Annotated in this window: 12 protein-coding genes; 7 read left to right on the top strand and 5 right to left on the bottom strand. The window is 65.9% G+C overall.

The window, feature by feature from the left end:
* Positions 1-45 precede the first annotated feature (45 nt).
* A complete protein-coding gene (nagZ, locus tag E3U47_RS12480; protein ID WP_177414228.1) occupies positions 46-1,044 on the top strand; it encodes a beta-N-acetylhexosaminidase in 999 nt (332 codons plus the stop codon).
* Positions 1,045-1,105: 61 nt separating this feature from the next.
* Here the strand turns inward: nagZ and E3U47_RS12475 are convergent, their stop codons facing one another.
* The 3 genes from E3U47_RS12475 to mfd all read right to left on the bottom strand — a co-directional run bounded on the left by E3U47_RS12475 (position 1,106) and on the right by mfd (position 8,450).
* A complete protein-coding gene (locus E3U47_RS12475; RefSeq protein WP_372239504.1) occupies positions 1,106-4,015 on the bottom strand; it encodes a DEAD/DEAH box helicase in 2,910 nt (969 codons plus the stop codon).
* A gap of 415 nt (positions 4,016-4,430) precedes the next feature.
* A complete protein-coding gene (locus E3U47_RS12470) occupies positions 4,431-4,991 on the bottom strand; it encodes a CsiV family protein (RefSeq protein ID WP_134691742.1) in 561 nt (186 codons plus the stop codon).
* A 9-nt stretch (positions 4,992-5,000) separates the two neighbouring features.
* Positions 5,001-8,450, bottom strand: coding sequence for a transcription-repair coupling factor (gene mfd / locus E3U47_RS12465; RefSeq protein ID WP_134691741.1), 3,450 nt, complete (start codon positions 8,448-8,450; stop codon positions 5,001-5,003).
* A gap of 168 nt (positions 8,451-8,618) precedes the next feature.
* On the opposite strand from mfd, the gene E3U47_RS12460 reads away from it, so the two are divergent.
* The 3 genes from E3U47_RS12460 to sthA all read left to right on the top strand — a co-directional run bounded on the left by E3U47_RS12460 (position 8,619) and on the right by sthA (position 12,783).
* On the top strand, positions 8,619-10,082 hold the full coding sequence (locus E3U47_RS12460) for a glyceraldehyde-3-phosphate dehydrogenase (RefSeq protein ID WP_134691740.1): 1,464 nt from the start codon (positions 8,619-8,621) through the stop codon (positions 10,080-10,082).
* A gap of 104 nt (positions 10,083-10,186) precedes the next feature.
* On the top strand, positions 10,187-11,185 hold the full coding sequence (locus E3U47_RS12455; protein ID WP_134691800.1) for an FAD:protein FMN transferase: 999 nt from the start codon (positions 10,187-10,189) through the stop codon (positions 11,183-11,185).
* Between the two features lie 203 nt (positions 11,186-11,388).
* Positions 11,389-12,783, top strand: coding sequence for a Si-specific NAD(P)(+) transhydrogenase (sthA, locus tag E3U47_RS12450; protein WP_134691739.1), 1,395 nt, complete (start codon positions 11,389-11,391; stop codon positions 12,781-12,783).
* A gap of 48 nt (positions 12,784-12,831) precedes the next feature.
* On the opposite strand, the gene E3U47_RS12445 is transcribed toward sthA, so the two are convergent.
* Complete coding sequence (locus E3U47_RS12445; protein ID WP_134691738.1) at positions 12,832-13,548, bottom strand: glycerophosphodiester phosphodiesterase; 717 nt, start codon at positions 13,546-13,548, stop codon at positions 12,832-12,834.
* A 31-nt stretch (positions 13,549-13,579) separates the two neighbouring features.
* Positions 13,580-14,164: a PilZ domain-containing protein gene (locus E3U47_RS12440; protein WP_134691737.1), complete on the bottom strand. Its 585-nt coding sequence runs from the start codon at positions 14,162-14,164 to the stop codon at positions 13,580-13,582.
* A 93-nt stretch (positions 14,165-14,257) separates the two neighbouring features.
* Between E3U47_RS12440 and E3U47_RS12435 the strand changes: the two genes are divergently transcribed.
* The 3 genes from E3U47_RS12435 (at position 14,258) to E3U47_RS12425 (ending at position 17,506) form a co-directional block, all read left to right on the top strand.
* On the top strand, positions 14,258-15,508 hold the full coding sequence (locus tag E3U47_RS12435; protein WP_134691736.1) for a lipoprotein-releasing ABC transporter permease subunit: 1,251 nt from the start codon (positions 14,258-14,260) through the stop codon (positions 15,506-15,508).
* 7 nt (positions 15,509-15,515) lie between these two features.
* The gene (gene lolD, locus E3U47_RS12430; RefSeq protein ID WP_177414226.1) at positions 15,516-16,199 is read left to right on the top strand and encodes a lipoprotein-releasing ABC transporter ATP-binding protein LolD; all 684 of its coding nucleotides are present in this window, start codon (positions 15,516-15,518) and stop codon (positions 16,197-16,199) included.
* A 62-nt stretch (positions 16,200-16,261) separates the two neighbouring features.
* Complete coding sequence (locus tag E3U47_RS12425) at positions 16,262-17,506, top strand: lipoprotein-releasing ABC transporter permease subunit (RefSeq protein ID WP_134691734.1); 1,245 nt, start codon at positions 16,262-16,264, stop codon at positions 17,504-17,506.
* The last annotated feature ends 28 nt before the right edge of the window (positions 17,507-17,534 follow it).

Raw genomic sequence — 17,534 nt, 5'->3', positions numbered from 1 at the left:
TGTGCGCCCTGGATTTCCAATGAAGGACTCCCTATGACTGCCAGCCTGCAAGGCTCCCTGATGGTGGATATCGCCGGTAAATGGCTGACCGCCGAAGATCGCCATCTGCTGCGCCAGCCCGAAGTGGCCGGCTTGATCATCTTTGCCCGCAACATCGACAGCCCGCGCCAGGTGCGCGAGCTGTGCGCGTCGATCCGCGCCATCCGTCCCGAGCTGATCCTGGCGGTCGACCAGGAGGGTGGGCGGGTCCAGCGCCTGCGCCAGGGTTTCGTGCGCCTGCCAGCCATGCGCGCGCTCGCCGACAACGCCAACGCCGAGTACCTGGCCGAGCAGTGCGGCTGGCTGATGGCGACCGAAGTGCTGGCGGTGGGCCTGGACCTGAGCTTCGCCCCGGTGCTGGACCTCGATCACCAGCGCAGCGCCGTGGTCGGCAGCCGCGCCTTCGAGGGTGATCCGCAGCGTGCCACCGCGCTGGCCGGCGCGTTCATTCGCGGCATGAATGCCGCCGGCATGGCCGCTTGTGGCAAGCATTTCCCAGGGCATGGCTGGGCCGAGGCCGACTCGCACGTGGCGATCCCGGTGGACGAGCGCAGCCTGGAGCAGCTGCGCGCCGTGGACCTGGTGCCGTTCAGCCGCCTCAGCGGGCAGTTGGCGGCGGTGATGCCGGCGCATGTCATCTACCCGCAGGTGGACAACCAGCCCGCGGGCTTCTCGCGGCGCTGGCTGCAGGACATCCTGCGCGGCGAGCTGGGTTTCGACGGGGTGATCTTCAGCGACGACCTGTCGATGGCTGGCGCGCATGTGGTGGGAGATGCTGCCAGCCGTATAGAGGCGGCGCTGAGCGCGGGCTGCGACATGGGCCTGGTGTGCAACGACCGGGCGGCGGCCGAGCTGGCATTGAGCGCGGCGCAGCGCCTGAAGGTCAAGCCGTCGCCGCGGATCGCGCGGATGCGTGGACAAGGCTTTGCCCGCACCGACTACCGCCAGCAGCCACGTTGGCTGGAGGCGCTGGGGGCGTTGCAGGAAGCGCAACTGGTCGATTGACCTGGCCGCCTTCATCGCGAGCCCGCTCCCACGAAGTCCTGGGGCTCGTGGGGGCGGGCTGTTATTTGCTGCTTCGCTTGCTTGGCAACGGCGCGAACAGCGCCTCGATTTCCTCGTCGCCCAACCGCCATTGCCCGGCCTCCCCGCCATCGAGCAGGCCCGCGGCCAACGCGGCCTTTTCCTGTTGCAATAACTGGATCTTCTCCTCCACGGTGCCGCGGGTGATCAGCTTGAAGACGAACACCGGCTTGTCCTGGCCAATACGGTAGGCACGGTCGGTGGCCTGGTTCTCGCTCGCAGGGTTCCACCAGGGGTCGTAGTGGATCACGGTATCGGCGGCGGTCAGGTTCAGCCCGGTGCCACCGGCCTTGAGGCTGATCAGGAACACGTCGCTGTCACCGTTCTGGAACTGCTGCACCGGGGTGCGTCGGTCGCGGGTGTCACCGGTCAGCAGGCTGTAGCGGATGCCGCGTTTTTCCAGCTCCAGCTCGATCAGCGCGAGCATCGAGGTGAACTGTGAGAACAGCAGGACCTTGCGCCCTTCGCTGAGCAGCTCCTCGAGCATCTCCAACAGGCTGCCCAGCTTGCCCTTGTCGGCGAAGCTGCCCTTGGCCTCGGCGCTGCCCTTGACCAGGCGCAGGTCGCAGCACACCTGGCGCAGTTTGAGCAGGGCGTCGAGGATGATGATCTGGCTGCGCGCGGCGCCATTGCGGGTGATCTCGTCACGGACCTTCTTGTCCATCGCCACTCGCACCGCCTCGTAGGTGTCGCGCTGGGCGTCGCTGAGCTCGACCCAGTGGACCATCTCGGTCTTGGGTGGCAGTTCGGTGGCCACCTGTTCCTTGGTACGGCGCAGCAGGAACGGACGGATACGGCTGGCCAGGTGGGCCATGCGCTCGGTGTCGCCGTGGCGCTCGATCGGCGTGCGGTAGTCGTGGCTGAAGCGCTTGCTGTCGCCGAGCCAGCCGGGCAACAGGAAGTGGAAGATCGACCAGAGTTCGCCGAGGTTGTTTTCCATCGGCGTGCCGGTCAGGCACAGGCGCTGGTTGGCCTGCAACTCGCGCACGGCCTGGGCGGCCTTGCTGGTGCTGCTCTTGATGTTCTGTGCCTCGTCCAGCACCAGCAGGTGCCAGGCTTGCGCCTTGAGGTGCTCGAGGTCGCGTGGGGCGAGGGCATAGGTGGTCAGCACCAGGTCGTAGTCGGCCAGCTTGGCGAAGTGCTTGGCCCGGCCGGGGCCGTGCAGGGCCAGCACGCGCAGGTCAGGGGCGAAGCGCTGGGCTTCATCGAGCCAGTTGGGCACCAGGCTGGTGGGCATCACCGCCAGCGCTGGCTGGGTCAGGCGCCCGGCTTGCTTTTCCAGTAGCAGGTGGGCCAGGGTCTGCAGGGTCTTGCCCAGGCCCATGTCGTCGCCGAGGATGCCGCCGGTGCCCATCTCGCGCAGTGCCTGCAGCCAGTTCAAACCCTGCTGCTGGTAGGGGCGCAGGGTGGCGTTGAGCCCTTTGGGTGGCGCCACCTGCAGGTCGCGGGCGTCACGCAGGCGGCGGCCCAGGTCTCGTACATGGCTACCGCCTTCCCAGTGCAGGGGCAGTTGGTCTATATCATTCAGGCGCGCGGCATCGGCGCGCTCCAGGCGCACGCTGGGGCCGACCGCGTCTTCTTGCAGGTACAGTTCGCCGAGGGTGCCCATCAGGGCCTTGATCCGCCCATAGGGCAGGGCCACGCGCAGCGCCGGGCTGTCGTGGCGGGCGCGGTTGAGGTCGATCAGCAGGTGCTCGCCGTCACTGCGCCGCGCCAGCTCGCTGGGGCGCAGCAGCTCGGGGCTGGCGCGCAGCAGTTGCAGCACGATCGGCAGCAGGCTGTGGCGCTGGCCGTCGACGACGATGCCCAGCTCCAGGTCGAACCACTCATGCCCCGGCGCCTCTTCGATGGTGGCGTACCAGTCGTCGACCTCGTGCAGGTTGAAGGCGAAGTCGCGGTGCGTGTCGATTATCCAGCCGGCCTCGCGCAGGCGTGGCAGACCCTCGCGGGCGAAGCGCAGCCAGGCCTCGTCGTCGGGCAGTTGGTACATCTCGCCGGCGCTGTCGGGCAAGGCCTTGCTCTGGCGGGTGGCCGGCTTGAAGCCATGCTCGCGCAACGCCTTGCGCAGCGCCTGTTCGGCTTGGGGCTGGCGGCGGATGCGTTGGCTGGTGGTGCCGACCAGGCGGCTCAGCGCCTTGTCGTCGGCGCCGCTGGCGCGCAGGCCGTCGTAGTCGAACGACAGCGCCGCGCGGTGTTGCATCTGCCGTTGCATGCGCCCGGTCTTGGGCGTGTAGGCGCTGAATTCGAGGCTGCCCAGCGCCAGGTGGGGCACTGGCTCGATGCCCTCGAGCTGTTCCTGCTGCACGCTGGTGGGTGTTGGCAACTGGTGATTCAGGGCGTTGAGCTTGTGGCTGAGGGGCACGATGAGGTGTTCCGGTACAACGGGTGCGAGGGACAGCTGCAGGGCAGTGTGCGGGTCCAGGTCATGGCTGACGGTGCCGATCTGTTGGGTCTCGATATCGAAATAGAACAGCGGTATCAGCGCCAGTATGCACTCCAGCGGCTGCTCGGCGCTGTACCACCTGCCCCGGTAGTCACCGCTGTCCAGGCGCACCCAGCGGAACTGCGCCTGGCGCTCAGGGCCCTGGCGCAGCAGTGGCAGTTCGTCGACGAACATCAGGCGCCCGGTATCCAGCACCCGTTGCAACAGCTCGCCCCCTTCATGTCCCTTGAGGGTGTAGCCACGCTCCTGGCCGTAGGGGGCGTTCTGCGCAGACAGTTGGCGCAGGATGCGCAGATCTTCTTCCTTGACGAACTTCGGCGGCTCGTAGAGCAGTTCGTAGAGCGACTGCACCCGGCTGTAGCGGATGCCGTGTTCTTCGCGGGTGCCCTTGCGCACGCGCAGCACGCAACTGTTGTGGTCCTCGTCGAGCTGCAGTTGATAGCAGACCATGCGCCCGCGCTTGTCTTGCGCGGCTTCCTGTGCCGGCTCTGGACGCTCCAGGCCCTGCAGCCACTGTTGCAGATGATGGGGCAGTTGATCGCTGGCCGGTGGGGCGCCCTGGTAGCTGTTGGCCACGGTGAAGAGCGCGGCGGCGCAATGCTTGCAGTTGTGGCCGACCGGGCAGGAGCAGCTGCCGCGCACATGGCACTGTCCAGAAGGGCCGGCGGTCATGATGATCCGTTGGCTGTAGACATTGCCGCCGCTGCCCAGGCAACTGGCCACGATGCGCGAGTCGCCGTGGGACTGGATCTTCACCAGCCCCTGCTCGGCGTAGCGCTCGCCCCGTTGCAGGGTGGCAGCGGAAAAGTCGCGCTTCCAGCTTGGATTCTCGGCGGCCAGTTTCTGCACGTCGGCGTTCACGGCGTCACGGCTCCATCATTTCCGGGTCCGGCAGCGGTATCTTGCGCGCGCCGGCCGGCGACACCTTGAGCAGCACGGCCAGGTGCCCGCCGTCGAGGAAGGTCAGCTGGCCGGCCTTCATGTTGCTGTTGCTCTGCTTGAATTGCTCGCTGCGCAGCACGCTGCCGTTGCTGTCGAGCTGATTGACCCAGAGGTTGGCGTCGACGGCGATGAAGCGGTTTTCCTTGATGGTCAGGTTGCCTTCGATGGGAAAATGGCCGAACTGCTCTTCACCGGCGCTCAGCGCGACGCTGTCGCCGTCCTGTTGCCAGGCCTTGTGCAACAGCACGGTGTAGTCCGCGGTGGCCTGCAGGCGGGTGGCCTCGTCGCCAAGGGCGGTCGGGCGCTCGGCGCCCTGTTCCAGGCGCGGCGCGCCGGCGCTCCAGTTTTCCGGGGCGAACGGGCTGGTGATGGCCGGCACGGCGTTCTGCCGCACCAGGAGCATTTCCACCTGATAAGGGCCTGCGGCGAAGGCTGCCGGGGTGAGCAACGCCAGCAGCAGGGGCAGGCAACGGATGGCACGCATGGAGCTTCCTTAGTTCGGTTGTGGGGCGAGACGCTCGAACAGCGCCTCCAGGGTGTTGAAGCGTTCTTCGGGGCGTTCCATCGGCACCAGGAAGCGGAACTGGGTCGCGCCTTCGAACTTGTAGCGTTTGGGCTGGCCCTGGATAAGCTTGATCAGGGTCAGCGGGTCGACCGGCGTTTCGGCCTCGAACTCCAGCTTGCCGCCGTTGGGGCCGGCGTCGACCTTCTTGATGCCGAGCTTTTCCGCCTGCAGCTTGAGCAGGGTCAGGCGCATCAGGTTCTTGGTCGGCTCCGGCAGCAGGCCGAAGCGGTCGATCATCTCGACCTGCAGGTCCTTGAGGCCCTCTTCGTCGGCCGCCGAGGCGATGCGCTTGTACAGGATCAGCCGCGCGTGCACGTCGGGCAGGTAGTCCTCGGGGATCAGCGCCGGCAGACGCAGGTTGATCTCCGGGCCGCCGCCCAGCGGCTGCTCGAGGTTCGGCTGGGCGCCCTTGCGAATGGCCTTGACCGCGCGCTCGAGCATTTCCATGTACAGGGTGAAACCGACGGCCTGGATCTGCCCGCTCTGGCCCTCGCCGAGCAGTTCGCCGGCACCGCGGATCTCCAGGTCGTTGGTGGCCAGCACGAAGCCTGCGCCCAGGTCCTGGGTGTTGGCGATGGCCTCCAGGCGTTTTTCGGCATCGCTGCTGATCTGCTGGCGCGGTGGCGTCAGCAAGTAGGCGTAGGCCTGGTGGTGGCTGCGTCCGACCCGGCCGCGCAGTTGGTGCAGTTGGGCCAGGCCGAACTTGTCGGCGCGCTCGATGACGATGGTGTTGGCGCTGGGCACGTCGATGCCGGTCTCGATGATGGTCGAGGCGATCAGCACGTTGAAGCGCTTGTGGTAGAAGTCGCTCATCACCTGTTCGAGTTCGCGTTCGCGCATCTGCCCGTGGCCGATGCCGATGCGCGCCTCGGGTACCAGCTCGGCAAGGTCCGCGGCGCACTTCTCTATGGTCTTGACATCGTTGTGCAGGTAATACACCTGGCCGCCGCGCAGCAGCTCGCGCAGCAGCGCCTCCTTGACCGTGCTCTTGTTCTGCTCCATGACGAAGGTGCGCACCGACAGACGCCGTGCCGGCGGGGTGGCGATGATCGACAGGTCGCGCATGCCCGCCACCGCCATGTTCAGCGTGCGCGGAATCGGCGTGGCGGTCAGGGTGAGGATGTCCACCTCGCTACGCAGGGCCTTGAGCTGCTCCTTCTGGCGCACGCCGAAGCGGTGTTCCTCGTCGATGATGGCCAGGCCCAGGTCCTTGAAGCGCACATCGTCCTGCAGCAGCTTGTGGGTGCCGATGAGGATGTCGATCTTGCCTTCGGCCAGCTCCGCCGCGGCGCTGGCGACTTCCTTGGCCGACTTGAAGCGGCTCATCACCTCGACCTTCACCGGCCAGTCGGCGAAGCGGTCGCGGAAGCTGTTGTAGTGCTGCTGGGCGAGCAGGGTGGTGGGCACCAGCACCGCCACCTGGCGGCCGCTGTGCACGGCGATGAAGGCGGCGCGCATGGCCACCTCGGTCTTGCCGAAGCCGACGTCGCCGCAGACCAGGCGGTCCATCGGCTGGCCGGCGAGCATGTCGGCGCGCACGGCTTCGATGGCGGCCTGCTGGTCCGGGGTTTCCTCGAACGGGAAGCCGGCGCTGAAGGTAGCATAGTCGGCGGCCGGGTCGGCGAAGGCGTAGCCCTTGCGCGCGGCGCGGCGAGCGTAGATGTCGAGCAGCTCGGCGGCGACGTCGCGCACTTGCTCGGCGGCCTTGCGCTTGGCTTTTTGCCAGGCTTCCGAACCGAGCCGGTGCAGCGGCGCCAGGGCGTCGTCGCTGCCGGTGTAGCGGGCGATCAGGTGCAGGTTGGCCACCGGCACATAGAGCTTGGCGTTCTCTGCGTATTCGAGGGTGAGGAATTCGGCGGCCTGGCCGTCGATCTCCAGCGTGGCCAGGCCCAGGTAGCGGCCGACACCGTGGTCGATGTGCACCACCGGCGCGCCTTCGCGCAGCTCGGTGAGGTTCTTGATCACCGCGTCGTTGGCCGCCTCGCCGCGTTTCTCGCGGCGCCGGCGCTGCATCACGCGCTGGCCGAACAGTGGGCTTTCGGCGACCAGGGCGATGGCCGGGTCGTCCAGCAGCAGGCCGTCGTCCAACGGCGCGATGGTGATCGCCAGGCGTGCCTTGCCGGTGACGAAATCGGCCCAGTTCTCGACCGTCTGCGGGCGTACCTTGAGGCGTTCGAGCAGCTCCAGCAGCACTTCGCGCCGACCGGCCGACTCGGCGGTGAACAGCACCCGGCCAGCGAACTGGTCGAGGAAGTTCGCCAGCGCCGCCAGCGGCTGGTTGGCCTTGGCCTCGATCGCCAGGTCGGGCAGCGCGCGGGCCGGGAAGCGCTCGCGGCCGGCGCCGGCCTCCAGTTCCTCGCTGCTGACCACCACTCGCGGCCACTGCTTGAGGCGGGCGAAGCAGTCCTCCACCGGCATGAACAGCTCGGCCGGCGGCAGCAGGGGGCGGGTCAGGTCGCCGCGGCGCTCTTCATAGCGCCCGCGCACATCGTTCCAGAAATGTTCGGCGGCTTGTTCCACGCCAGGCAGTGAGAACACCTGGGTGTCTGCCGGCAAGTAGTCGAACAGGGTCGCGGTTTCTTCGAAAAACAGCGGCAGGTAATACTCGATACCGGCCGGGATGATGCCGCTGGTGAGGTCCTGGAAGATCGCGCTGCGTCGGAAGTCGACGTCGAAGCGTTCGCGGAACCGCGCCTTGAAGCGGGTCACCTCGTCCTTCTGCATGGGGAACTCGCGGGCCGGCAGCAGGCGCACCGAGTCGACCTTGTCGATCGAACGCTGGCTCTCTGGGTCGAAGGTGCGCAGGGTTTCGATCTCGTCGTCGAACAGGTCTATACGGTACGGCTGCTTGCTGCCCATGGGGAACAGGTCGATCAGCGCGCCGCGCACGGCGAATTCGCCATGCTCGTACACCGTGTCGACGCAGCGATAGCCGCTGGCTTCCAGGCGGCCGCGCATCTGCTCGACGTCGATCTTCTGGCCGACGTCCAGCACCAGGCTGCTGCCCAGCAAGAAGCGCGTCGGCGCCAGGCGGTGCAGGGCGGTGGTGATCGGCACCACGAGAATGCCGTGGTCCAGCTCCGGCAGCCGGTAGAGGCTGGCGATGCGCTGCGAGATGATGTCCTGGTGCGGCGAGAACAGGTCGTAGGGCAGGGTTTCCCAGTCGGGAAACGGCAGCACCGGCAGCTCGGGCGCGAAGAAGCGCAGCTCCTGCTCCAGGCGGTCGGCGGCCTGGCTGTCGGCGGTCAGCAACAGGGTGAAGCGACCAGCGGTACTGGCCGCCTCGGCGACGGCCAGGCTCAAGGCCGCGCCGGGCAGGTTGCCCCAGGTTTGTTTGCCGGCCGTGGCCGACAGTTTCGGTAGGCGCAGAACTGACACGGGAGATCGGACTCCAAGCGTTGCGGCAAAGAGATCGATTGTACCGGTGAGCGGGCGCGCTGTCAGGCTTGTGAAGGGCGTGGCGGTCGCCTCTGGCGCCGGCGACAGGCGCTCATTGCCCGATACGCTGCGGGGCGTCATAATGTAGCCCCTTTTTTGTTCCCCTACATGTGGAAGGTTACCGTGACTCAGAAGCCCGACCAGTGTCTTGGTGAGTGGATCGATCGTGAAGCCCTGGCTGAAGCGATGATCCCGCTTATCGGTCAGCTCTACCGCAACAACAACGTGGTGAGCTCGATCTATGGCCGTAGCCTGATCAACCGTTCGGTTATCTCGATCCTCAAAGCCCACCGCTTTGCCCGTCACCGTCAAACCGACGAGACCGAGCTGTCGGTCCACGAGACATTCCCGCTGCTCAAGGCCATGAGCGAGCTGAAGCTGGGCGCCGCTTCGGTCGACCTGGGCAAGCTGGCCAACAAGTTCAAGGCCGAAGGCAACGGCCGCAGCGCCGAGCAGTTCGTCCGTGACGAGCTGGCCGACGTGGTGGGGCAGCAGAACGCCAACGCACGCAAGGGCACTGATGTCGTCCTGTACGGTTTCGGCCGCATCGGCCGCCTGCTGGCGCGCATCCTCATCGAGAAGACCGGTGGCGGCGACGGCCTGCGCCTGCGCGCCATCGTCGTGCGCAAGGGCGCCGAGAACGACCTGGTCAAGCGCGCCAGCCTGCTGCGTCGCGACTCGGTGCACGGTCCGTTCGACGGCACCATCGTCATCGATGAAGCCAACAACACCATCACCGCCAACGGCAACCTGATCCAGGTGATCTACGCCAAGAGCCCGAGCGAAGTCGACTACACCCAGTACGGCATCAACGATGCGCTGATCGTCGACAACACCGGTGTCTGGCGTGACGCCGACGGCCTCGGCCAGCACCTGGCCTGCCCAGGCGCCGCCCGCGTGATCCTCACCGCGCCGGGCAAGGGCGCGCTGAAGAACATCGTGCACGGCATCAACCACGGCGATATCAGCGCCGACGACAAGATCATCTCGGCGGCGTCCTGCACCACCAACGCCATCGTGCCGGTGCTCAAGGCCATCAACGACCAGTACGGCATCGTCAACGGTCACGTCGAAACCGTTCACTCGTTCACCAACGACCAGAACCTGATCGACAACTTCCACAAGGGCAGCCGCCGTGGTCGCGCCGCGCCGCTGAACATGGTCATCACCGAGACCGGTGCCGCCACTGCCGCCGCCAAGGCGCTGCCAGTGCTCAAGGGCAAGCTGACCGGTAACGCGATCCGAGTTCCGACGCCGAACGTGTCGATGGCCATTCTCAACCTGAACCTCGAGAAGGCCACCAACCGCGAAGAGCTGAACGAGTACCTGCGCCAGACCGCCATGCACTCCGAGCTGCACAAGCAGATCGACTACGTCAGCTCCCAGGAAGTGGTATCGACCGACTTCGTCGGTTCGCGCCACGCCGGTGTGGTCGACGCCGAGGCGACCATCTGCAACGACAATCGCGTTGTCCTGTACGTCTGGTACGACAACGAGTTCGGTTACAGCTGCCAGGTGGTGCGCGTGATGGAAGACATGGCCGGTGTGAACCCGCCAGCGTTTCCACGCTGATCCAGTTGTAATGCGTTGAAAAAACGGGAACCTTCGGGTTCCCGTTTTTTTTGCTTCCTGCTTCACTGCTATCGATGTGGGAGCGGCCAATCGAGAAATCCATGTTGCGCACAGTTCTTCTGCTTTGCCTGCTGTTGCTCTCAGCCTGCGAGCCAACCTCGACCCTCGAACGCTTCGGCGGCCCGACCATGGGCAGCAGCTACAGCATCCAGTACGTGCGCCAACCCGGTGGCCCGGCGCCGGAGCAGGTGCAAGCCGAGGTCGAGGCTATCCTCCAGGTCGTCGATGTCCAGTATTCCACCTACCGCGGCGACTCCACCGTCAGCCGATTCAACCAGTTGCCAGCCAACCAGTGCCTGGCCATCGACAGCGACATGCGCGCGCTGGTCAGTTTCGGTCAGCTGTTGGCCGAACAGAGCCAGGGCGCTTTCGACCTTACCGTCGAGCCGCTGCTCGACCTCTGGGGCTTCGGCCCACAGGCCCGCGAACTGCACGTGCCTGAACCGCAGGCCCTGGCCCGGGTGCGTCAGCGTGTCGGCTACCGCCACCTGCGCCTGGAGGGCGACACCCTGTGCAAGGACGCGGCCATCGAGCTGGACTTCAACAGCATCGCCGCCGGCCATGCCGTCGACCTGATCGCCGCGCGCCTGCAGGCCCTGGGTATCGACAACTTCCTTGCCGAGGCCACCGGTGAGCTCAAGGCCGTGGGCCGCAAGCCCGACGGCAGTGCCTGGCGGGTAGCGCTGGAGCTGCCGCGCGAGGATCGCCAGATCGCCCGCCAGGTCATCGACGTGCAGGACCTGGCCGTGTCGACCTCGGGTGACTATCGGCATTATTTCGAGGACAATGGCCGGCGCTATTCGCACACCTTCGATGCCCGCCTCGGGCGCCCGGTCGCGCATGACCTGGCGGCAGTGACGGTGCTCGACGCCAGCGCGCTGCGGGCCGATGGTTATTCGACCCTGTTGTTGATCCTCGGGCCGCAACAGGGCTGGGACTTCGCCATGGCCCATGGGATTGCCGCCGTGCTGGTGACCCGCAGTGGAGGTGGATTCGTCTCCCGTGGCACGCCTGCGTTCGAGCGGGCGCTGAAAGGCGAGTGAAAGGCAAGCCACGGATGATCGCCGCCAGGGACCCGGTGGAACCACATGTAGTGCAAGCAACAGTGGCCTACGACGCGACCAAGGGTTAATGTGCGCGGCGTTCCCGCTTGATTAGACTGCACCCGAATTTTCTCATGGCGCTCAGGCGGCATGATCGCGCCCCGCGGCCACCCGGCCGGCGGGCCAGTTCTGAAGGAGTACGCATGGCTGTCTACAACTACGACGTAGTGGTGCTGGGTTCCGGCCCGGCCGGTGAGGGCGCGGCAATGAACGCCGCCAAAGCAGGGCGCAAGGTGGCGATGGTCGACAGCCGTCGTCAGGTCGGAGGCAACTGCACCCACCTGGGCACCATCCCGTCCAAGGCGCTGCGTCACTCCGTGCGGCAGATCATGCAGTTCAACACCAACCCGATGTTCCGCGCCATCGGCGAGCCGCGCTGGTTCTCCTTCCCCGACGTGCTCAAGAGCGCCGAGAAGGTCATCAGCAAGCAAGTCGCCTCGCGTACCGGCTACTATGCGCGCAACCGCGTCGACGTGTTCGTCGGCACCGGCAGTTTCGCCGACGAGCAGACCATCGAAGTGGTCTGCCCCAATGGCGTGGTCGAGAAGCTCAACGCCAAGCACATCATCATCGCCACCGGCTCGCGCCCGTACCGCCCGGCCGACATCGACTTCAACCACCCGCGCGTCTACGACAGCGACACCATCCTCAGCCTCAGCCACACCCCGCGCAAGCTGATCGTCTACGGTGCCGGAGTGATCGGTTGCGAATATGCCTCGATCTTCAGCGGCCTGGGCGTGCTGGTGGAGCTGGTCGACAACCGTGGCCAACTGTTGAGCTTCCTGGATTCGGAAATCTCCCAGGCGCTGAGCTACCACTTCAGCAACAACAACATCACCGTGCGCCACAACGAGGACTACGACCGCGTCGAAGGCCTGGACAATGGCGTGATCCTGCACCTGAAGTCGGGCAAGAAGATCAAGGCCGACGCCTTGCTGTGGTGCAACGGTCGTACCGGCAACACCGACAAGCTGGGTCTGGAGAACATTGGCATCAAGGTCAACAGCCGTGGCCAGATCGAGGTCGACGAGACCTACCGCACCAGTGTGGCGAACATCTATGGCGCCGGTGACGTGATCGGCTGGCCGAGCCTGGCCAGTGCCGCCCACGACCAGGGCCGTTCGGCGGCCGGCAGCATTGTCGACAACGGCAGCTGGCGCTTCGTCAACGACGTGCCGACCGGCATCTACACCATCCCGGAGATCAGCTCGATCGGCAAGAACGAGCAGGAGCTGACCCAGGCCAAGGTGCCGTACGAAGTGGGCAAGGCGTTCTTCAAGAGCATGGCTCGCGCGCAGATCGCCGGCGAGCCGCAAGGCATGCTGAAGATCCTGTTCCACCGCGAGACCCTCGAGGTCCTCGGCGTGCACTGCTTCGGCTACCAGGCCTCGGAGATCGTGCATATCGGCCAGGCGGTGATGAACCAGCCGGGCGAGCAGAACAACCTCAAGTACTTCGTCAACACCACCTTCAACTACCCGACCATGGCCGAAGCCTATCGGGTAGCTGCCTACGACGGCCTGAACCGGCTTTTTTGAGCGGCTCCGGCCGGTGGCCTGAGCCGGTCGGGGAGACCGATTTCAGCCCTACCCGAGGGTGGTCTTGGCCAAACCGGGAAAGTCTGTAATCAGGCTGTCCACGCCAAAGTCGGCGAGCCGGCGCATCAGCGCCGGTTCGTTGACCGTCCACACCGACACGTGCAAGCCCTGGCGCTGCGCCTTGATCAGGCGCTCGGGGGTGCACAGCGTCCAGTTCAACGCCAGCATTTCGCAGCCGTAGTTCTGCGCGACCTTCAGTGGGTCGAGCCAGGCGTATTCGGCCACCAGTCCGCGCTTGACGTCCGGCACCAGCTCCTGGGCGGCGCCGAGCACTTCCCGTGAGCTCGAGGTGATGGTCACCTTGTCCAGCAGGGCGTATTGCTGGGCCAGTTCGCGGATCGCCAGCACGGTGCTGGCGGCGCGGGTGCGCGAGGCGCTCTTGACCTCCAGTTGCCAATGCTCGAACGGGCACTTCTGGAACAGTTCCTCCAGCCGCGGGATGGGGCAGGGCTGCACATGGCCTGGGCCGCCCTTGCGCGCGTCGTAGGTGACCAGGTCGGCGGCGCTGTGCTCGACCACCTTGCCACGTCGGCCGGTGGTGCGCTTGAGGGTCGGGTCGTGGATCACCATCAGCTCGTTGTCGGCCGACAGGTGCAGGTCGAGTTCGCAGCGGTTGACGCCGTGCGCCAGGCACTGGCGGAAGCTCTGCAGGGTATTCTCGGGCGCTTCGCCCTTGGCGCCGCGGTGGCCGTAGATAAGGGTCACGTTCGTTCCTTCAGATTCAGGTGAAAAGGGCTCAAGGCGCGGGGTCGTTCTGTTCCAGTGCCTGGCGCCGCTGCTGTTGCTGGCGCTGCAGGATATAGCGCGCCAGCAGCTGGCGCTGGGCGTCGGTCATCTCGGTGAACTCGGTGCCCACCTCGAAGCTGCCGTCGGGGCGCGGATCGCAGTGGGTGACCCGGCCGCGCAGCAGCAGGCCGTGGGCGCGAGGCATCAGCACCATCTTCACTTTCACCCGGGTGCCCGGGGCGATCTGCTGGTGCTGGGCGAACTCGATGCCGCCTTCGGAGATGATTACCGGTTGCGGCTGGCCGATCTCGCCGATCAGCGTCTGCGCGACCACCGCGCTGAGCAGGTCGAGGCGTTTGTTCTGTGCGCGTAAAAAGGCGGCGAGGGTGCGGTCTTTCTCGCTCAGCTGGCGCAACAGGTGTTGTGACTCGAAGTCGGACAGGTGCAGTTCGCTGAGCAGGTTGAACAGCTCGGAATCATCCTGCAACAGTTCTGTTTCAAGGGCTTCGGCCGCGCTGAGGGGGCTGATTTGGAGTGCGATCCGATCTTCGATGCGGTAGTATTCGCGGCGATCTTCTTCGTCTAATGTCGTCATGGCGAACCCAAGGTTACGGCGGTGGTCCGAGTGTAAAGCCGCCGTAGGCGCCTCGCCACAAGGACGTTCCCTTTCATCCGAACAAGCCCCGACATGTTCAGACCTCTATTCGTATTCATTGGTACGCGTTACACCCGTGCCAAGCGTCGCAATCACTTCGTATCGTTCATTTCGCTCACCTCGATGATCGGCCTCGCCCTGGGCGTGGTGGTGATGATCGTGGTGCTCTCGGTGATGAACGGTTTCGACCACGAGATGCGCACCCGTGTGCTGGGGATGATCCCCCACGCCACGCTCGAGACCGGCCAGCCGATCGACGACTGGCAGGCCCTTGCCTCTAAAGTAAAGCAGAATCCGCAGGTACTGGCGGTTGCGCCTTTCACCCAGATGCAGGGCTTGCTGACCCACGATGGCAAGGTGCAGAAGGTGCTGCTCAACGGCGTCGACCCGGCGCGCGAGCGCGAGGTGTCGATCATCGACCACTTCGTCCAGCAGGGCAGCCTCGACAAGCTGGCGCCGGGCGAGTGGGGCATCATGATCGGCGACAAGGCGGCGACCAAGCTCGGCGTCGCTATCGGCGACAAGCTGACCTTCGTCGCCCCCGAGGTGAGCGTCACCCCGGCAGGCATGTTCCCGCGCATGAAGCGCTTCACCGTGGTCGGCACCTTCCACGTTGGCGCTGGCGAGATCGACGGCTACCTGGGCATCACCAACATCGCCGATCTGTCGCGCCTGCACCGCTGGAAGGCCGACCAGGTACAAGGCATCCGTCTCAAGTTCGACGACCTGTTCCAGGCCCCGCGCGCCGCCTGGGACATCGCCCAGCAGCTGGGCGAGCAGGAGTTCTATCCACGAGACTGGACCCGCACCCACGGCAACCTGTACCAGGCCATCCGCATGGAGAAATCCATGATCGGCCTGCTGCTGCTGCTGATCGTGGCGGTGGCGGCGTTCAACATCATTTCCACCTTGGTGATGGTGGTCAACGACAAGCGCGGCGACATTGCCATCCTCCGTACCCTGGGCGCCACGCCGGCGCAGATCATGGCCATCTTCATGGTCCAGGGCACGGTGATCGGCGTGGTCGGCACCCTGATCGGCGCCGCGCTGGGTATTCTCGGCGCGCTCAACGTGAGCGCGGCGATCGCCGGCATCGAGACCCTGATCGGGCACAAGTTCCTCAATGCCGACGTGTATTTCATCGATTATCTGCCCTCGCAGCTGCAGGCCCAGGACGTCTACATGGTCTGTGGCGCGGCGCTGGTCCTGAGTTTCTTCGCCACCCTGTACCCGGCCTGGCGCGCCTCGCGCACCCAGCCGGCAGAGGCGCTACGTTATGAGTGAGTCGCGCATGAGTGATAAAGCCGTGTTGAGTTGCCGCAACCTGGGCAAGAGCTACGAGGAAGGCCCGGAGTCGGTGCAGGTGCTGGCGGGGTTGAACCTCGAACTGCAGCCAGGCGAGCGGGTGGCCATCGTCGGCAGTTCCGGCTCGGGCAAGAGTACCTTGCTCAACCTGCTCGGCGGCCTGGACACGCCCACCGAGGGCAGCGTCTGGCTGGCCGGCGAAGAGTTGTCGGCGCTGGGCGAGCGGGCCCGCGGCCTGCTGCGCAACCGCGCGCTGGGCTTCGTCTACCAGTTCCACCACCTGCTGGCGGAGTTCACCGCCCTGGAGAACGCCTGCATGCCGCTGCTGATCGGCAAGACGCCGATCAGCGAAGCCCGCGAGCGCGCCGAGGCGCTGCTCAAGCGCGTCGGCCTGGGCCATCGCCTCAATCACAAGCCGGCCGAGCTGTCCGGTGGTGAGCGCCAGCGCGTGGCGATTGCCCGCGCCCTGGTCAACCGCCCGGGCCTGGTGATGCTCGACGAGCCCACCGGCAACCTCGACCACCACACTGCCCAGGGTATCCAGGAGCTGATGCAGGAGCTGTCCAGCCACTCGCAGACGGCGTTCCTGGTGGTGACCCACGACCTCAACCTGGCGCAGCAGATGGACCGTGTGCTGCGCCTGGAAGACGGGCATCTGGTGGCGATCTGAATCGCCTGCGCGGGGCGCCGTGAGGGCGCCCCGGTTCACTTCTCTGTTGGGTGTACCTGTACATGTTCAGACCCTTGCCCTTGTTCATCGGTGCTCGCTACACCCGTGCCAAGCGCCGCAATCACTTCATCTCGTTCATCTCCATGACCTCGATGATCGGCCTGTCGCTGGGCGTGCTGGCGATGATCACGGTGTTGTCGGTGATGAACGGCTTCCAGCGCGAGATGAGCTCGCGCGTGCTCGGCCTGGTGCCGCATGCCGCGATCCTCGGCGAGCAGCCGCTGGACGACTGGCGCCAGGTCGCCAGCGCCGCCGAGGGCAACCCGGCGGTGATCGCCGCCGCGCCGCTCACCGAAATGGAAGGCATGCTCTCGTACAAGGGGGCGATGCAGCCGATCCAGGTCGCCGGCATCGATCCGGTCGAGGAGGGCAAGGTCTCCATCGTTACCCAGCACATCGTTCAGGGCAGTCTGCAAGCACTGGTGCCGGGCGAGTTCGGCGTGGTCATCGGCGAGCTGACGGCCCGGCGTTTTCGCCTGAACACCGGCGACAAGCTGACCCTGATCGTGCCGGAAATCAGCAAGGAGCCGGGGGGCATTACCCCGCGCATGCAGCGCCTGACGGTGGTCGGTATCTTCAAGGTCGGTGCCGAGCTGGATGGCTCGCAGGCCTATATCCATGTCGCCGACGCTGGCCAGATGCAGCGCTGGGCGCCAGGCCAGGTACAGGGCGTGCGCCTGAAGCTGCACGACCTGTACGCCGCGCCGCAGGTATCCAAGGCGATCGCCGCGGGCCTTGGCCAGGGCTACCGCGCCGATGACTGGTCGCACACCCAGGGCAGCCTGTTCAGCGCCATGAAGATGGAAAAGACCATGATCGGCCTGCTGCTGATGATGATCATCGCGGTAGCGGCCTTCAACATCATCGCCACCCTGGTGATGGTGGTGAACGACAAGGGCGCCGACATCGCCATCCTGCGCACCATCGGCGCCACGCCGGCGCAGATCATGGGCACGTTCATGGTCCAGGGCAGCCTGATCGGCATCGTCGGCACCTTGCTTGGCGGTGTGCTGGGTGTGGTCCTGGCGCTGAACGTGAGCGCGGTGGTCGGCTGGCTCGAGCGGGTCAGCGGGCAGCACATCTTCACCTCCGACATCTACTTCATCAGCAGCCTGCCGTCGGAGCTGCAGTGGGGCGACGTGGCGATCATCTGTGTGGCGGGGCTGGTGATGAGCTTCCTGGCGACGATCTACCCGGCCTACCGCGCTTCGCAGATCGAACCGGCGATGGCCTTGCGTTACGAGTAAGACATTGCAACACCGGGGGGCGCTTTGC

Origin of the sequence: Pseudomonas sp. RIT623 (assembly GCF_004519305.1) — a bacterium.
Taxonomy (GTDB): Bacteria; Pseudomonadota; Gammaproteobacteria; order Pseudomonadales; family Pseudomonadaceae; genus Aquipseudomonas.
Note: the sequence above shows the minus strand (reverse complement) of the source record. Positions and strands in the feature narration are given on the sequence as shown.

Excerpts from the sequence above, each read along its gene's own strand:
- E3U47_RS12475 (WP_372239504.1), bottom strand. The coding sequence starts at position 4,015 with ATGGTCTGCTATCAACTGCAGCTCGACGAGGACCACAACAGTTGCGTG.
- E3U47_RS12470 (WP_134691742.1), bottom strand. The coding sequence starts at position 4,991 with ATGCGTGCCATCCGTTGCCTGCCCCTGCTGCTGGCGTTGCTCACCCCG.
- E3U47_RS12460 (WP_134691740.1), top strand. The coding sequence starts at position 8,619 with ATGTGGAAGGTTACCGTGACTCAGAAGCCCGACCAGTGTCTTGGTGAG.
- sthA (WP_134691739.1), top strand. The coding sequence starts at position 11,389 with ATGGCTGTCTACAACTACGACGTAGTGGTGCTGGGTTCCGGCCCGGCC.
- E3U47_RS12440 (WP_134691737.1), bottom strand. The coding sequence starts at position 14,164 with ATGACGACATTAGACGAAGAAGATCGCCGCGAATACTACCGCATCGAA.
- E3U47_RS12435 (WP_134691736.1), top strand. The coding sequence starts at position 14,258 with ATGTTCAGACCTCTATTCGTATTCATTGGTACGCGTTACACCCGTGCC.
- lolD (WP_177414226.1), top strand. The coding sequence starts at position 15,516 with ATGAGTGATAAAGCCGTGTTGAGTTGCCGCAACCTGGGCAAGAGCTAC.
- E3U47_RS12425 (WP_134691734.1), top strand. The coding sequence starts at position 16,262 with ATGTTCAGACCCTTGCCCTTGTTCATCGGTGCTCGCTACACCCGTGCC.